Source organism: Acetatifactor muris, assembly GCF_024623325.1.
Taxonomy (GTDB): Bacteria; Bacillota; Clostridia; order Lachnospirales; family Lachnospiraceae; genus Acetatifactor; species Acetatifactor muris.
In genome coordinates, this window is the sequence record NZ_JANJZD010000010.1 from 47649 (window position 1) to 61420 (window position 13772).

At 49.5% G+C, this 13772-nt stretch carries 30 protein-coding genes; all 30 read right to left on the reverse strand.

Going from position 1 to position 13772, the window contains the following annotated elements; genetic code table 11:
- Positions 1-4 precede the first annotated feature (4 nt).
- The gene (locus NSB25_RS11115; RefSeq protein ID WP_103239733.1) at positions 5-199 is read right to left on the reverse strand and encodes a hypothetical protein; all 195 of its coding nucleotides are present in this window, start codon (positions 197-199) and stop codon (positions 5-7) included.
- Between the two features lie 21 nt (positions 200-220).
- Entirely contained in the window at positions 221-1576 is a 1356-nt protein-coding gene (locus tag NSB25_RS11120; RefSeq protein WP_103239734.1) for a phosphoadenosine phosphosulfate reductase domain-containing protein, read from the reverse strand.
- Entirely contained in the window at positions 1573-1923 is a 351-nt protein-coding gene (locus NSB25_RS11125) for a hypothetical protein (protein ID WP_103239735.1), read from the reverse strand. Before NSB25_RS11125 ends, NSB25_RS11120 begins: the two co-directional genes overlap by 4 nt.
- A gap of 62 nt (positions 1924-1985) precedes the next feature.
- Positions 1986-2468, reverse strand: coding sequence for a hypothetical protein (locus tag NSB25_RS11130; protein WP_103239736.1), 483 nt, complete (start codon positions 2466-2468; stop codon positions 1986-1988).
- On the reverse strand, positions 2465-2734 hold the full coding sequence (locus NSB25_RS11135) for a hypothetical protein (RefSeq protein WP_103239737.1): 270 nt from the start codon (positions 2732-2734) through the stop codon (positions 2465-2467). Before NSB25_RS11135 ends, NSB25_RS11130 begins: the two co-directional genes overlap by 4 nt.
- Positions 2721-4112 carry a ParB/RepB/Spo0J family partition protein gene (locus tag NSB25_RS11140; protein WP_103239738.1) on the reverse strand — a complete coding sequence of 464 codons (1392 nt, stop codon included), beginning with the start codon at positions 4110-4112 and terminating at the stop codon, positions 2721-2723. Before NSB25_RS11140 ends, NSB25_RS11135 begins: the two co-directional genes overlap by 14 nt.
- Positions 4113-4127: 15 nt before the next feature.
- Positions 4128-4556 (reverse strand): single-stranded DNA-binding protein, encoded by a 429-nt coding sequence (locus NSB25_RS11145; RefSeq protein ID WP_103239739.1) that lies wholly within the window; start codon positions 4554-4556, stop codon positions 4128-4130.
- Positions 4557-4800: 244 nt separating this feature from the next.
- Positions 4801-5421 carry a hypothetical protein gene (locus NSB25_RS11150; protein WP_103239740.1) on the reverse strand — a complete coding sequence of 207 codons (621 nt, stop codon included), beginning with the start codon at positions 5419-5421 and terminating at the stop codon, positions 4801-4803.
- Between the two features lie 13 nt (positions 5422-5434).
- On the reverse strand, positions 5435-5647 hold the full coding sequence (locus tag NSB25_RS11155; protein ID WP_103239741.1) for a hypothetical protein: 213 nt from the start codon (positions 5645-5647) through the stop codon (positions 5435-5437).
- Entirely contained in the window at positions 5644-6567 is a 924-nt protein-coding gene (locus NSB25_RS11160; protein WP_103239742.1) for a hypothetical protein, read from the reverse strand. Before NSB25_RS11160 ends, NSB25_RS11155 begins: the two co-directional genes overlap by 4 nt.
- Positions 6568-6591: 24 nt before the next feature.
- A complete protein-coding gene (locus tag NSB25_RS11165; RefSeq protein ID WP_103239743.1) occupies positions 6592-6780 on the reverse strand; it encodes a hypothetical protein in 189 nt (62 codons plus the stop codon).
- Positions 6773-7081, reverse strand: a complete 309-nt coding sequence (locus NSB25_RS11170; RefSeq protein ID WP_103239744.1) for a hypothetical protein — start codon at positions 7079-7081, stop codon at positions 6773-6775. The genes NSB25_RS11165 and NSB25_RS11170 overlap by 8 nt, the downstream gene beginning before the upstream one ends.
- On the reverse strand, positions 7078-7254 hold the full coding sequence (locus NSB25_RS11175) for a hypothetical protein (RefSeq protein WP_172455082.1): 177 nt from the start codon (positions 7252-7254) through the stop codon (positions 7078-7080). Before NSB25_RS11175 ends, NSB25_RS11170 begins: the two co-directional genes overlap by 4 nt.
- 150 nt (positions 7255-7404) lie before the next feature.
- Positions 7405-7599, reverse strand: coding sequence for a helix-turn-helix domain-containing protein (locus NSB25_RS11180; RefSeq protein ID WP_103239745.1), 195 nt, complete (start codon positions 7597-7599; stop codon positions 7405-7407).
- An 11-nt stretch (positions 7600-7610) separates the two neighbouring features.
- The gene (locus tag NSB25_RS11185; protein WP_103239746.1) at positions 7611-7799 is read right to left on the reverse strand and encodes a hypothetical protein; all 189 of its coding nucleotides are present in this window, start codon (positions 7797-7799) and stop codon (positions 7611-7613) included.
- 11 nt (positions 7800-7810) lie between these two features.
- On the reverse strand, positions 7811-8023 hold the full coding sequence (locus NSB25_RS11190) for a hypothetical protein (protein ID WP_103239747.1): 213 nt from the start codon (positions 8021-8023) through the stop codon (positions 7811-7813).
- A 277-nt stretch (positions 8024-8300) separates the two neighbouring features.
- Positions 8301-8618: a hypothetical protein gene (locus NSB25_RS11195; RefSeq protein WP_103239748.1), complete on the reverse strand. Its 318-nt coding sequence runs from the start codon at positions 8616-8618 to the stop codon at positions 8301-8303.
- Positions 8615-9001, reverse strand: a complete 387-nt coding sequence (locus NSB25_RS11200; protein WP_207656157.1) for a defense against restriction DarA-related protein — start codon at positions 8999-9001, stop codon at positions 8615-8617. The genes NSB25_RS11195 and NSB25_RS11200 overlap by 4 nt, the downstream gene beginning before the upstream one ends.
- Positions 9002-9011: 10 nt before the next feature.
- Positions 9012-9233, reverse strand: coding sequence for a hypothetical protein (locus NSB25_RS11205; RefSeq protein WP_103239749.1), 222 nt, complete (start codon positions 9231-9233; stop codon positions 9012-9014).
- A 14-nt stretch (positions 9234-9247) separates the two neighbouring features.
- Positions 9248-10057 carry a Rha family transcriptional regulator gene (locus NSB25_RS11210; protein ID WP_242982407.1) on the reverse strand — a complete coding sequence of 270 codons (810 nt, stop codon included), beginning with the start codon at positions 10055-10057 and terminating at the stop codon, positions 9248-9250.
- An 81-nt stretch (positions 10058-10138) separates the two neighbouring features.
- Positions 10139-10384, reverse strand: a complete 246-nt coding sequence (locus tag NSB25_RS11215; protein WP_103239750.1) for a hypothetical protein — start codon at positions 10382-10384, stop codon at positions 10139-10141.
- A gap of 118 nt (positions 10385-10502) precedes the next feature.
- Positions 10503-10676, reverse strand: coding sequence for a ribbon-helix-helix domain-containing protein (locus NSB25_RS29930; RefSeq protein ID WP_306817594.1), 174 nt, complete (start codon positions 10674-10676; stop codon positions 10503-10505).
- Between the two features lie 63 nt (positions 10677-10739).
- The gene (locus tag NSB25_RS29935) at positions 10740-10877 is read right to left on the reverse strand and encodes a defense against restriction DarA-related protein (protein ID WP_416385568.1); all 138 of its coding nucleotides are present in this window, start codon (positions 10875-10877) and stop codon (positions 10740-10742) included.
- Positions 10852-11073 (reverse strand): hypothetical protein, encoded by a 222-nt coding sequence (locus tag NSB25_RS11225; RefSeq protein ID WP_103239749.1) that lies wholly within the window; start codon positions 11071-11073, stop codon positions 10852-10854. The genes NSB25_RS29935 and NSB25_RS11225 overlap by 26 nt, the downstream gene beginning before the upstream one ends.
- 14 nt (positions 11074-11087) lie before the next feature.
- Positions 11088-11915 (reverse strand): Rha family transcriptional regulator, encoded by an 828-nt coding sequence (locus NSB25_RS11230; RefSeq protein ID WP_242982408.1) that lies wholly within the window; start codon positions 11913-11915, stop codon positions 11088-11090.
- An 81-nt stretch (positions 11916-11996) separates the two neighbouring features.
- Positions 11997-12242 carry a hypothetical protein gene (locus NSB25_RS11235; RefSeq protein ID WP_103239750.1) on the reverse strand — a complete coding sequence of 82 codons (246 nt, stop codon included), beginning with the start codon at positions 12240-12242 and terminating at the stop codon, positions 11997-11999.
- A gap of 119 nt (positions 12243-12361) precedes the next feature.
- Positions 12362-12532 (reverse strand): hypothetical protein, encoded by a 171-nt coding sequence (locus NSB25_RS11240; RefSeq protein ID WP_172455084.1) that lies wholly within the window; start codon positions 12530-12532, stop codon positions 12362-12364.
- Between the two features lie 86 nt (positions 12533-12618).
- Entirely contained in the window at positions 12619-12924 is a 306-nt protein-coding gene (locus NSB25_RS11245; RefSeq protein ID WP_103239751.1) for a hypothetical protein, read from the reverse strand.
- Positions 12921-13097, reverse strand: coding sequence for a hypothetical protein (locus NSB25_RS11250; RefSeq protein WP_172455085.1), 177 nt, complete (start codon positions 13095-13097; stop codon positions 12921-12923). The genes NSB25_RS11245 and NSB25_RS11250 overlap by 4 nt, the downstream gene beginning before the upstream one ends.
- A 497-nt stretch (positions 13098-13594) precedes the next feature.
- Positions 13595-13768 carry a hypothetical protein gene (locus NSB25_RS11255; protein WP_172455078.1) on the reverse strand — a complete coding sequence of 58 codons (174 nt, stop codon included), beginning with the start codon at positions 13766-13768 and terminating at the stop codon, positions 13595-13597.
- Between the last annotated feature and the right edge of the window lie 4 nt (positions 13769-13772).

Here is a 13772-nt window from a genome sequence, read left to right on the forward strand (position 1 = left end):
CCAATCAATCTAACCGGACTATCTCCAGCGTTTTCATATCTATGTACCCCACTATCTTCTGGTGCGGAGCTTTCCCTTCTGTAAAATAACACTTGCTAAAATCATTGCCGGATCCTTGTATGGAATACCCCTGTGCTCTTAGCTTATCGCATACGGCATTGTGGGCTATTGCTTTCTGCAATATGTGTTCTGGAACCACTCTCTTTCCCTCCTTCCTTAATCAACATGGCCCGCCCTCTGCCCCATGAAAAGCCCCGGCAGGGTACATCCAGTTTTCCTTCACATACACATCATCAGCTGTGAACTCTCCAGTCACCAGGCTATGTATCGCCGCTAAATCTCCATGATACACGCAAGATTCCGCATCTCCCACGAACGTATCCAGATCGCACTTGTTGTCCAGGGTAAATCCCAGAATCTCCTCGTCCTTCTTCAGCAGAGCATAGTCCTCCGGATACAATTCCCGGATGCCTGCAAACAATTTTGGAGTAGAGAAAATGCACATCGCGCAGCTGCACCGGTTCCACCCGGCACGGTAGCAAGGGTGGGGATTTACATTGTGCCTCTTTAACACCTCCCAGACATCCTTCTCCGAATAGTCGATGACCGGCCTCCACTGGTGAACCAGGCGGTGTGCCTTTGCCTCTGCATTTGTCCGGTGTATCTCCATTTCGTTATACTTAGCCCTTCCGGAAGATTCCCCACGCCTTTCACCGGATACCACCAGAACCTTCACATTTGCCCTGGTCTTTTCCAGATTTGATGTCACGCTGTCCTGGACGGCAGCTTTCAGATTTCCACTGCACCATCTCCCCTGGTGGGTGCCTCCCTTTGCCGGGAACATGTGTCGCTTGCCTCCCAGCTCCTCCAGCTGTTTCAACCTCGACAGATTAGACATCACGGTATCAGCCACCATGATTTTCAGATATGCGCTGCACCACCGGCGGCTCAAATCACCAGTCTTTGCAGGGAACTTCATTCTATACCCCAGCTTTTTCAGCTCCTCCTCCATATCATCCGTTGCTTTTTCCTTGATTTCCTGGCACTTGATATAGTTCTGCGACAGCCTGCAGCGTATGACCTCCCCGGTCTCTGGCTCCAGCCACTCCACCGGCTCACTTGCCCCTATTCTGTAAAGCTCTCCGAAAAAACCGTTTACCCTCCACGATAGCCGGAGCGGTACTCCTTCCACCTCTGCGAATGACCGGACATAATTGTGGGTGCATCTCCAGTCCATACGCCTGCATGGATGCCCTCCGTCTATATCGTGGTGCCAGAACTCTATCTTTCCCTTCGGCACTCCCAGCTCCAGCAATTTGCAATAGCAGGCGATACTGTCTTTCCCTCCGGATAATAGAACCGCCACCAGGTCATATTCTTCTAAGGGCAGCAATTCCTCCAGATATATCCGCTTAAAATGGTCTGAATCCTGCCGCCCTGGAACAGACGGCCTTATCCCGATGCCCTGGCCGTAAATCGGCGTGTCCGGCTTTCCCTTGACAACCGGCGTGTCCTTTGTGCAGTCTGCATCCCTTATGAACGTATCATCATCAAATAGGTTCATCTGTCCCTTCATACTACATCAGCTCCCATAAATTTTGATACCTTCTCAATATGGAACCGGAAATACTCCTTGCCAGGAGCCGCGCCCCATTCTTCCCTTCCAGCGCCGATGGAAAGCGTACACATGACTTCTACCTCCGGCGCATCTGCCCCATACCCATTTTGCAGGATGACCGGCAGCGCCTTTTCTGTGCGCTTTTCCCTCAACAGTTCCATCACAGTGTCCGTCTCACTGTCCTGGAATCCCAGCCAGTGGATGATCCGGACCGTCCAGTATGGCTTTATCTGCCGGTACTCCTCCGGCTTTTCCATGGTGAGAATCATGTCAAGCCATTTTTTCTTTATAGGCAATTTCAGCATTACGTCTCCTCCTCCTTCCGCGTTTCCTCATTTTCACAGAACATTTTCTGGAGCAATAGACCTTATCTGTCAGCTCCGTCACAAATACCTTGTGACACTCCGGGCATACCTTTTTCACTCTGCGTCTCCTCCTTCTCTCGCTTCTCCTGCTTATACAATGCCAGCTCGCCCATTTTGAGAGCATTGAACAAATCATAGATTGTTTTCACTTCGTCCTCTCCAGTCAAGCCCAACATAGTCATGCATACATGGTCTCTGTACCGATTGAGCGTATTTCTGGCCCACTCCAGTGTATATACAGTATCCGACTTATTGGAACATTCTTCTATAAGCCTATTTAATTCCTCACTCTCCAGGAAACATATATCATCTGCCACCGGCATAACAACGGTTCCATCCGGCAGCTCCACGATAGCCACAGAGTAATTGCCTGCCCCATTCTCAAACTCCTCGTAGTTACTGCCCCACTGGTGGAATTTCCCGATTTCAAAATTATGATAGGCGCCAGCCTTGTAATATCTGCCTTTGCAGTACCTTTTTCTCATTCTGCATCCTCCTCTCCACCGAATGTCTTTTCCCAGCACTCCGGACACATTCCGCTGATGAACATTTCCCGGATTCCGGGAGGGAGGTCATGCAGCATTTCTTCCGCATGGCCCTCCCCTTCCAGGAATCTGTCCAGTCTGTAATACAAATCGCTGTTCATGTCGATTCTGTATGTCTCATTGCAGAACCGGCACTTCACGGCATATTCATACTCTGCCTTTCCGGGATGCATCGTAAAAATCTTTTTCATCTTAGGCTGATTCATCTTTCGGCTCCTCCTTCTTGAAATAGCACTCATGGGAACCCTCCATCACCTTGTTTTGCTCCTCCTCCGCATAGGAAAAACCATACTTCTCCAGGACTTCCGTAAATTGCGTGATAAGCTCCCCGGTTTCTTTTCTGTACGCTCCATCCCATTCCGTAAAATCTTTATCGTTGGTAGCACAGAAAGCGCCAATCATCAGCTGATGTTCAATGCTCAATTTCTGGAATTTGGCCTGGCACTTCTCCTTTTCTTCGTCCGACATATTCCACCAGTCTTTTGCATCTGATAGGAACGCCATAAGCGTAGTCTTGTTCATATAACCGCAGGCATCCACAATCACGCCCCACAACCCCTTGATGGCATCCTCCGTATCCTTCAGCGGCTCAATCTTCCCGGCAATGGCATTGAGGATGAAACTTTTCCTCTGTGCCGTCATCTCCTTTGCAATAGCCTTGATGGTTTTCTTGTTCCGGTCCTTCTCCTTCTGGATGCGTTCTGCCTCGGTCATCGGCTCTTTCGAGTTATCCTTTTTCCGGATTACGTTCACTGATCTGTATGCCTTGTGGTAGAAGCATCCCTCGAACTTCTTTTTGCTGATTCTCTTAGGTGCTGCCTTTTCAGTGCTAATCCACTCCACGGTTTCCCACTTCCCGGAATACTGGTCCTTCTCATATTCCTTCGGAGCCGCGCCGATTCCTGCCTCCTCCAGCATCTCAATAATCTTCGCCGCCACCTTATCCCGGTGAATCTCCTCTGCGGCGCTCTTCGCTCTCCAGACTAAATCCCTGGAATTAGATGCCTCTTTCAGAATCTTATCCCTTATTTTGATGTCCTCAATCTGCTCCAGCGCATAGAGGTCTGTCAAAGACAGCTGGAAAGCTTCGTCCTTTTCCTTTTTCATCAAAATATCCTGGTTCAGTTTTGCGATATTCAGCCGGTGCCGGACCGTGGTTTTGGAGAATCCGGTCTTTTCCGCGATGCTTTCCTCCGTTTCCCCCAGGTCTAACATCATCTGGAAACCGTTTGCCTGCTCCCAGATAGTGAGGTCTGCCCTCTGCATATTCTCCTCCAGCATGATTGACATCTGCTCACGCTCCGAAAGCCCCCTTGCTATCTTGCAGGGAAACTCCGTCACCCCTGCCTGGGAACCTGCAGCATACCGGCGATGCCCTATGAGGGTGACATATTTCTCCTCCCCTTGCCCTATGGTGGCATCCGGGTCTACATCCACCAGAGGAATCACTGTAAGGTTCTGCATGATTCCATGAATTTTGATAGACTCCACCAGCTCTGACAAATCCCCCAGGTTCTTCCTGGGATTGTTCGGATGCGCCATGATCCGCTCCGCCTTAATGTTTACGATGTTGCTGTTTTCCATGATTTTCCCTCCTTTTTAGTTGAACGGCAGTTCCTCGTCAATGCCGTCCGGAATATTCATAAAGCCATCTCCGGCACTCTGCTCCTGCTGTCTCTGCTGGTTCTGGCTGTTTCCCTCGCTTGCTGCCCTGCTTTCAGCGAACTCCTGCTCCTCAATCACGACATCCGTTGTATAGACCTTCTGGCCCTCTCTGTTGGTGTAGCTGCCGGTCTGGATGCGTCCAGTAATGGCAATCTTGATTCCCTTCCGGAGCCACTTTTCCGCCCACTCTCCAGCTTTTCCGAACGCCACGCAGGAAATGAAATCTGCCGACTGCTCGCCGTCCCTCCTGCCTCTTCGGTCTACCGCCAGCGTGTACCTGGCAACCGCCATACTGGTCTCCCCCTGCGAATACCTTACTTCGGGGTCGCGTGTGAGGCGCCCCATCAGAATAACCTTATTCATTTTCTTCTCCTTCCTGGACAACGGAAAATGTCCTGCATACTTTTCTCACAACCGGCTGCACAATCGTAAACTTCCCATAGTCATTGAATCCCCGGATAAACTCCATAGCCCTCTCCTCTGTCTCAAACCTCCTGGCCTTGCTCAATTTGACCGTGTACTGGAACACACGCGGAAAACCCTTGCTGACATACTTTCTTACATGGTCTCTTCCAGCCTCGATATCGCACCTGGGTAGTTTAGAACCTTAACCATAGATTCCTCCATGCGTCTCAATGACTACCTTCACCAGCTCTACCGGAACATATGGATATGTCGTATCCAGTAATGCGTCCTTATCCTCCGCATAGGGTACCAGCAGCTCCTCCAGTGAAGAAAGGCATCCCAGCTCAACAGCTGTATAATCGCCGTCTTTCCTATGCTCCCTGGGGGTACACTGAAAATCTTCCCCGGCCTGGATGGACATTGAGAATCCATCCTTGCAAACCAGGCGTGGCCTGCATATCCTCTGGCTCCCCTCCTTCCGGTATGTGACTTTCAGAAAGCCCTCCAGGGAACTGCTCGCGGAATCCGCGTCCCATGTCATCCCGGCAAAACAGTTTCCGCAATACATCCAGATTCCCTTCTCCGCCCTGCGGAATGTCGCGTATGTAGCCTGCACCTTTCCGGTGGCTACATTCATCTGGTGGCTGTGCGGCTCCCCTACCTGGAGATAGCCCCTCTCCATGCTCCGGGGAGGCAAAACATCCAGAAAGTAGTCATATACCCCTTCGTCTACCAGGTCTCCGGGCTTGCAGTATTTATCCCAGCTCCCATTGCTGTTGTTTTCAGCGAACTCATGCCATCCGGCCATTGTCTTGATTTCCATGAATCATCCCTCCTTAATCTCCGATGTAGTAACGCTCCTCATACCCATCCTCATAAATTGTCACATCATGGTACGGGTCCATCCTGGTACCGACAATTCTTCCATGCAGCTTTTCATTCGGCGTCAGACTGGGCGTGGGGTCGGGGATAACCTCCCCGTCCACAATCCCCAGGAAAACCGCCACATCGTCCATGCCCTTTGCCCTGGCCTCCTGTTCAGTAATCATGCCGTCTCCTCCTGGAGCTTTTTCAGCTCCTTCATCACGCACTTAAGCGCATACTTCGCATTGTTGGTGAGCTGCCGCTGCCATGCTCCCTGCGAGGGCGCCCATCTGAAACCGTTGCTTTTCAGAATATCCCGGACTTCCGGCTCCGGCTTGCCATCGAATATCAGCTGGAGCCTCATAATCTCGGTATTCTCCACTACCTTGCAGAACTCGCACTCCGTTTCCTGGCTCCCGGCCTCCTTCACCTTTTTCAGACCTTCCATCCGGTCCCTCGTCCTCTTGATGTTGGCGTTATTGTTGGAAAGCAGATAAGGAAGATACGGAACGTCTGCCCAATGATAGCTGGATGCCATTTCCGCTTTCAGCATTTCGATTTCTTCCTGGGTGAGGTTCGGGCATCCATCCAGGGTCTTTTCCTTCCGGTAGTACGCATTGACCGCCTTCATCAGCTCCTGGGTTTCCACCATGCCGTCCAGCTTTTCCTGCAGCAATTCCACGGCGCGCTCGTCTCCGGAGAGGATGGGCTGCTCCATCGTCAGAAGATGCTCAATCTTGTCTGCATAGGAATCCAGGTACACCCATTCCTTGTGCAGGGAATCCCTCCGGCTGTTCTGCTTCTCCTTTTTCCTCACCGGGAAATTTCCGCCGCCGGAAATCATAATGCTGGGGCAGGATGCCTCGTTGCGGTAGTAATCGTTGTAATAGATGGACAGTTTCCGGCTGTAGCGCTCCGCCATGCGCTGTGCCTTTTCCAGAAGGTTAGGTTTCTCCTCCGCGATCCGCTCCACCACGTCATACACCTTATCTACATAGTGCCGGTACTCCGCCGTCGCGCTCCCTTCCTTGTATTCGCTGAAAGAATTGATATGCTTCGCCGTCCTCGCCGTCTGTTCATTGATTGAATAATAGGTTCTTTCCATGTGTTTTGCCCTCCATGCTAAAATTTATGCTGATGCCGGTTCTCCGGCAGTCTCGCCTTTCTTTATCAGCCTTGCGCTGTCTACTATGTTCTGCAATTCCCTGGCCGTCAGCCCTGCGAAATTGTTCATGTCCAGCATCTTTTTGGTGATGCCTTTCGCCGCAAGCTGGTCCTGGAAAAATTTCATGTCTCCAGAATAATCATACTCATACATCCTTTTTCGCCTCCTCGTATGCTTTCAGAATCACTCCCCGGAACTCCCGGAGAAGCCGGTTTTCTTTCTTCACATTTGACAACTCGCGTTTCAATTCCCCGACCTCCTCTATCAACCTTCCGCGCTCCATCACCAGTGAGTACAGAATATCAATCCCTTTTTCTCCCCACACCAGGTAGATATATGACATTTGGAGAGGCGTTTCGATTGCCTCTGTGTTCATATACACCAGCTGAATCTTCCGGAACTCCTCGTCAGAAATCGGACGCTCTATCAAATGTTCAAACTCCAGCTTTATCATGCAGCCTCCCCTCTGGAGAGGATGCCTGCAATAATTGAATACGGACACTCGCAGACCTCCTGGCCTTCCGGGAAATCGAACTCCAGCTCCGCTTTTCCGTCTCCAGCAGACACCACCTTTGCCGGTGTGCCGATGTCTGCAACCTTTACAATCCATCCAGCCTTTACTCTCATAACTGATACCTCCTTGTGAGTTTTCTTTGTAACTTCCTTTTGTATATCAATATTATAACTCACTATAAGGTATTTGTCAATAAAAAAGCCGACATAAATACACTTTAAGGTATTTGTCTTGCAGAGAAAAAGCAGCCTTGCCTCCAGCTGCTATTTCTTATTTATCGTGATTTCATATCCCAGCTTATCCAGAATCTCCGCAAACTTGCTATACTTAATGTCCTGGAATTTCCGGAGCAGCTGGTAGATTGCGCGCCGGTCCGTGTCCATCATTTTTGCCAGATCGGACTGGCTCACGCCGTCCTTTTTAAGAATGTCCTCTATGATTTCTCCTGCTGTTCTCAAACCTTTCCCTCCTATCCGTCTAAATCTGTATCATGTTTTGAGTAGTGCCGAATCAAAGCCCTCAGTCCGCCTGCGTCAATGGTAAGTATCTTTGAATCTCCATACCAATGGCTCAAACGTGCCCCATAATGCTCCTCCGTCTTGCTGGTTTCATGCTCCAGCATTTTCTTCAACCACTCCACTTTATAAGGGTCTCCCATGCCGTCCTCCTTTACATCATCGCCGCCTCTGCCATCATCATCCAGATATTTTCATCCTCCAGGCAGGCACGGCTCGTCACCACAAAATATGCCAGTTCCCTATTCCCCATCGGAAGGCTGTATGTCAGATCGTGTCCGGATGCTCTCATGTAGGAAATGAAATCATCCGTGATGTCTGCCGGCCCCAGCTTCACATCCGGGAAATCATTCAGAATATCTATCACCTGCTCTTCCGCATCCAGCTCCCGGAACCGAGAATTGACCGCCTGGAGAACCTCCCAGGCTTTTCCAGTCTCCTCCGTGTAGTCCTCAATGGCCGTGATCCACCCGGAATAGATGCAGGAATACCGGCTCCCTTTTAATTCCTCAAGCTCCCCCTTTGTAAGAACGCGCAGGCCATCCGCGTCCGAAAGTGCATCATACTCCCTGGTGAGAAGTTTCTTCTCCTGGATAGCCAGCGTCCTTGCCTCCTCAATCTGTTCTGGCCAAACCTTTTGTTTTTCATCGCGCCGACTCCTTCATGTCCTCGATATTCACTCCCAGAGCCTCCAGCTCCTCTCCATCCACCAGAATCCGCTCCAGCTTCTCCTTATAACTATAGAGTTCATCATGCGGATGCCATAGGTACCCGGCGATAAAAGAGGAATCCGGCTTTTTGCTGCCCCATCCTCCGATGTTTTCCCCATAGCACCGCTCCCCTTCTTTAATCATCTCTATTTTGTCTCCGAAGGTTATGACCTTCTGGTCGTTCACGTACACGTCTGCCTCGCCCTGCGTGACGCTCATTCTCCGGCGTTTTACTTCGATTACCAGCTTCATGCCTGCCTCGCCTCCTCCACAAATTTCTCCGCCTCCTCCTGGGAAGGGAACCAGTCGTTGTAAATATCCCTTCGGCTCGTACTGGTTGATGAATTTTCCGGCTGGCATACCGCCTCTATTACATTGGTGATGTTCGCTGCCACCCTCCCCCGGTCATTTACCGATGTGGTGACGCACCAGAATTTCTTCATCCCTCCCATTGTCAGCTCATACGCCTCCATCTGTGCTGCAGACAGCGGCTCCTCGTGCTCAATGTATCCCCAGGCATCGCGCCCGATCTCCTCGCAGAACTGCTTATTGTCAAAATTCACGATTCTCCCGGCTCCCTCCCTGGAAAAAGTCCCAGGGGAAACCGGCCTCTGTGTGCTATAATATTTAACCATCCTTGACCTCCTACCATGCGTATCCATATCCATCATCCGCGAACAATTCCTCCGGAGACTGCCATCTCTGCCGGTCCAGGTAGTATTCGCAGCAGCAACAATCCTCTCCTCCGCAGCCAGCGCACCTATCGGCATCCTCCCTCTCGATTTCAGCCAGGCGCTCTGCCAACCTCCGCTGATCCGCTGTCAGCAATGCGGTAAATTCTCCAGTTCCACTCAATCCCTTTGCCATGCCATATCCTCCTACTAATCAAACAAATTTTTTCTGGCAATTACGTCCTGGCACATCTCCGCCGCCTGTTTATAGAACCTGTCCACGCTGGCTATCACATGCAGATTGCAGGCGGTATCGTCTCCACGCTCTGACTTCATCACCATCAGGTAAGGGTTCAGCGTCACCCCCAGGCTCTCCTGCAGCGTCTTATACAGAAAGTGCAGGACTTTATTCCGCTCCATCTGACATAAGTCCGCCACCTGGTCTATCAGGCCGTTCAGCGTCCTCATGCGCTGGTCCACCACATCGTCCTGGACTGAAAATGGATTCCGAGAAGGAATCCCCACCCTTTGGCCTTTCAGATTCTCCACATCCGCAGAAAGTCCCTTAAATCCCTCCATCACCTGGCTAACCATACCAGCAACTGTATTGATGGTCTCTGTCTGCTGCTTTATAAACTCCTGCAGAGCCAGATTCTGCTGACCCTCCAGCGCACCTTTCATTTCGTGGAAACGGTCAATGTACCGGGCTGTAAACTCCGATCCCTTCTGGCCAGTCAGTTTGTGGGCGATGAACTCGCAGCCCTTTTTTGTTACCAAGTAACAAGGTGCTACTTTATTTTGCTCTGTGATATAGGTTGATTCTGTGAAAAAATCGGTAAGGCCAATCTTGGCCTCTCCTAATTGTTCACAATACCGCCTGATATCCCGAAGCAATTTCTTATGCTCTTTCCCAACCAACCTTGCCACTTCCCGGCTGTCGATGTAGTGGACAGAGCCGCTCTTGTACGGCTCCTCCTGGACTGCCCCCTGCTTCATGATTTCATTTTTCATTTCTTCCATGCCTTTTCCTCCTTATTCAGTTTTCAACGTCCATACAGCCCCAGGGAGCGGTTATTCCGCACCCCGGGATATTTTATATGCCTATCTGGTTCTCTCTGCCATATCGTCTACAACAGCCTTCAACGCTTCGCAGTCCTTAGCTGCTTTTTCCACCGCAAATGAAATAGTCACAGCTTTGCCTATCGCCTCCGGCTCACTTTGCAGATTATAAAGGGCGATGGATGCGGTCTCCAGGACTGCATACAGTTCAAACAGATTATTGCTCAATGCCCGGATTTCCTCCTGGCTTACTTCTTTTATTTCTGGGATTTCTCTGGAATTTTTCATGGTTCGGCTCCTTTTCGATTGATTTAGCCGAATTGATGTGATAGAATAGATTTATCAATCGTTTCGGCGGTTGATTTGCTGAAGGAAGTCTAAACTTTGGTCGGTGCGGACTTCCTTTTCATTTGTCCAGCATTTCCACTATCGCTTTTCTAATTGCCTCTGCTTTAGTGATTCCATTTGCTTCACAATATTTTTGCAGCCTTTCGTGTGTTTGGTCGTCCACACGAACCTTAATATCGTTCTGCTTTGGATTGCTGGATGGGGGTCTGCCCATCTTGGCACTCAACTTCATCACCTCACTTTTTGAGTTCCTATAAATATTATACTAAACGGAACTCAAAATGTCAATGCTATTCTACCACGTATTCAATTTTATAATTCCTGGGGCTGTTCTGGCTCCCTCCCTGGGAAAAGTCCCAGGAGAAACCGGCCTCTGTGTGCTATAATATTTAACCATCCTTGACCTCCTACCATGCGTATCCATATCCATCATCCGCGAACAATTCCTCCGGAGACTGCCATCTCTGCCGGTCCAGGTAGTATTCGCAGCAGCAACAATCCTCTCCTCCGCAGCCAGCGCACCTATCGGCATCCTCCCTCTCGATTTCAGCCAGGCGCTCTGCCAACCTCCGCTGATCCGCTGTCAGCAATGCGGTAAATTCTCCAGTTCCACTCAATCCCTTTGCCATGCCATATCCTCCTACTAATCAAACAAATTTTTTCTGGCAATTACGTCCTGGCACATCTCCGCCGCCTGTTTATAGAACCTGTCCACGCTGGCTATCACATGCAGATTGCAGGCGGTATCGTCTCCACGCTCTGACTTCATCACCATCAGGTACGGATTCAATGTCATTCCCAGGCTCTCCTGCAGCGTCTTATACAGAAAGTGCAGGACTTTGTTCCGCTCCATCTGGCACAAGTCCGCCACCTGGTCTACCAGGCCATTCAGCGTCCTCATGCGCTGATCTATCACGTCCTGCTGGACTGAGAACGGGTTCCAGGAAAGGATACCTGCTTTCTGGGTTTCCAGCTTTTCTAATCGCTCCATCACCTGTCCAATCAATCCAATAGTAGTCTGAATGGTTTCTTCCTGCTGCTGATCTCTCTTGCTCTGTTGAATCATGTACTCTTTCATGACATCGAAAAACTTGTCCAGTTCATCCTTCCCCTCCAACGCACCTTTCATTTCGTGAAAACGGTCTATGTACGCCACAGTAAATGCTGTGCCCTTTTCACTGGTCATCTTGTGGGCAATAAATTCACAACCCTTTTCCGTAACCAGATAACACGGATATTCTCTGCTCTGGCCTTCAACACGGTATAATGATTCGATAAAAAATTCAGAGAAGTCAATTTTTACTTTTCCCATTTGTGTGATATACCTGCGGATGTCTTTTAGTAAATTACTGTGTTCCTTTTCGACCATTTTTGCCACTTCCCGGCTGTCGATGTAGTGGACAGAGCCGCTCTTGTACGGCTCCTCCTGGACTGCCCCCTGCTTCATGATTTCATTTTTCATTTCTTCCATGCCTTTTCCTCCTTATTCAGTTTTCAACGTCCATACAGCCCCAGGGAGCGGTTATTCCGCACCCCGGGATATTTTATATGCCTATCTGGTTCTCTCTGCCATATCGTCTACAACAGCCTTCAACGCTTCGCAGTCCTTAGCTGCTTTTTCCACCGCAAATGAAATAGTCACAGCTTTGCCTATCGCCTCCGGCTCACTTTGCAGATTATAAAGGGCGATGGATGCGGTCTCCAGGACTGCATACAGTTCAAACAGATTATTGCTCAATGCCCGGATTTCCTCCTGGCTTACTTCTTTTATTTCTGGGATTTCTCTGGAATTTTTCATGGTTCGGCTCCTTTTCGATTGATTTAGCCGAATTGATGTGATAGAATAGATTTATCAATCGCTTCGGCGGTTGTGTGGAAATGGCGGTTACAAACTTTGGTCGGGGCGTAACCGCTATTTTATTTTGACAATTCATCAAAGACTTTCTGAATGCCCATTCTTATTACCTCGGCACGTTTCTTGGATGTTTTCTCACAGCAAAAATCCAGTTTTTCAATATCTGCCTCGGAAATTCTAATCTCGAACCGGCAAGTCTTCGGATCGTCAGTCGGTCTACCTTTCGGACTCATTCTATCGCCTCCTTTATGTCCGTACATATATCATAACATATGCACGGACATAAATCAACATTATTCTATCACATATTCAATTTTTCTTAGACCTCTCTCGCCTCCTCGTACGCTTTCAGAATCACTCCCCGGAACTCCCGGAGCCGCCGGTTTTCTTTCTTCACATCTGACAGCTCACGTTTCAATTCCCCGACCTCCTCTATCAGCCTTCCGCGCTCCATCACCAGTGAGTACAGAATATCAATCCCTTTTTCTCCCCACACCACGTAGATATATGACATCTGGGAGGGAGTTACGATTGCTTCTGTGTTCATATACACTAGCTGAATCTTCCGGAACTCCTCGGCGGAAATCGGACGCTCTATCAAATGTTCAAACTCCAGCTTTGTCATGCAGCCTCCCCTCTGGAGAGGATGCCTGCAATAATTGAATACGGACACTCGCAGACCTCCCGGCCTTCCGGGAAATCAAACTCCAGTTCCGCTTTGCCATCTCCGGCAGACACCACCTTTGCCAGTATCCCGATGTCCGCTACCTTTACAATCCAGCCAGCCTTTACTCTCATAGCCGATACCTCCTTGTGAGTTTTCTTTGCAACTTCCTTTTGTATATTAGTATCATAACACACTATAGGGTATTTGTCAATAGTTTTAATGACATAAATACCTTTTGGTGTATTTTGGACTTATATCTTTTTATTTATTATGGTTACGGTTACGGTTACGGTATGTTTGTGGATGTTCCTATGGATTGTCCACGGATGCGTCCACGGACAGTCCATAGGATGGTCTAAAATTCCAGGCACATTATAATAAGAAGAAACGGCTCCCGGAATCTCCGCCTGGATGCGCTGGAGAATGAGCGGAGATACTGCGTCCACGGACAATCCGCGGACAGTCCATAGGACAAAATGCCTTAGACTTCCGGACATTCTTTGGACATTTCCACGGACAGTCCATTGGACAATCCACGGACGGTCTAAAAAACGGCAATAAAAAAAGAGCCTCCCTGCCTGGAATTGACAGAGAGGCCCTTTTGCCTTATTGAGATGCAGATGCGGTGTTACTCCTTCTTGTTGATGAAATCTTCACAGTCAAGTATTCTGTATGCCTTTTCAAAGACGTCCTTCGGAGACCACGACACATAGCCATCCGGATACACTACCTTATATCCGGGCCTGCCGTCCTTCTCCTGCGGCTCCGCCTTTACGATTTTGACGCCGATGTAATTTTTCATACGC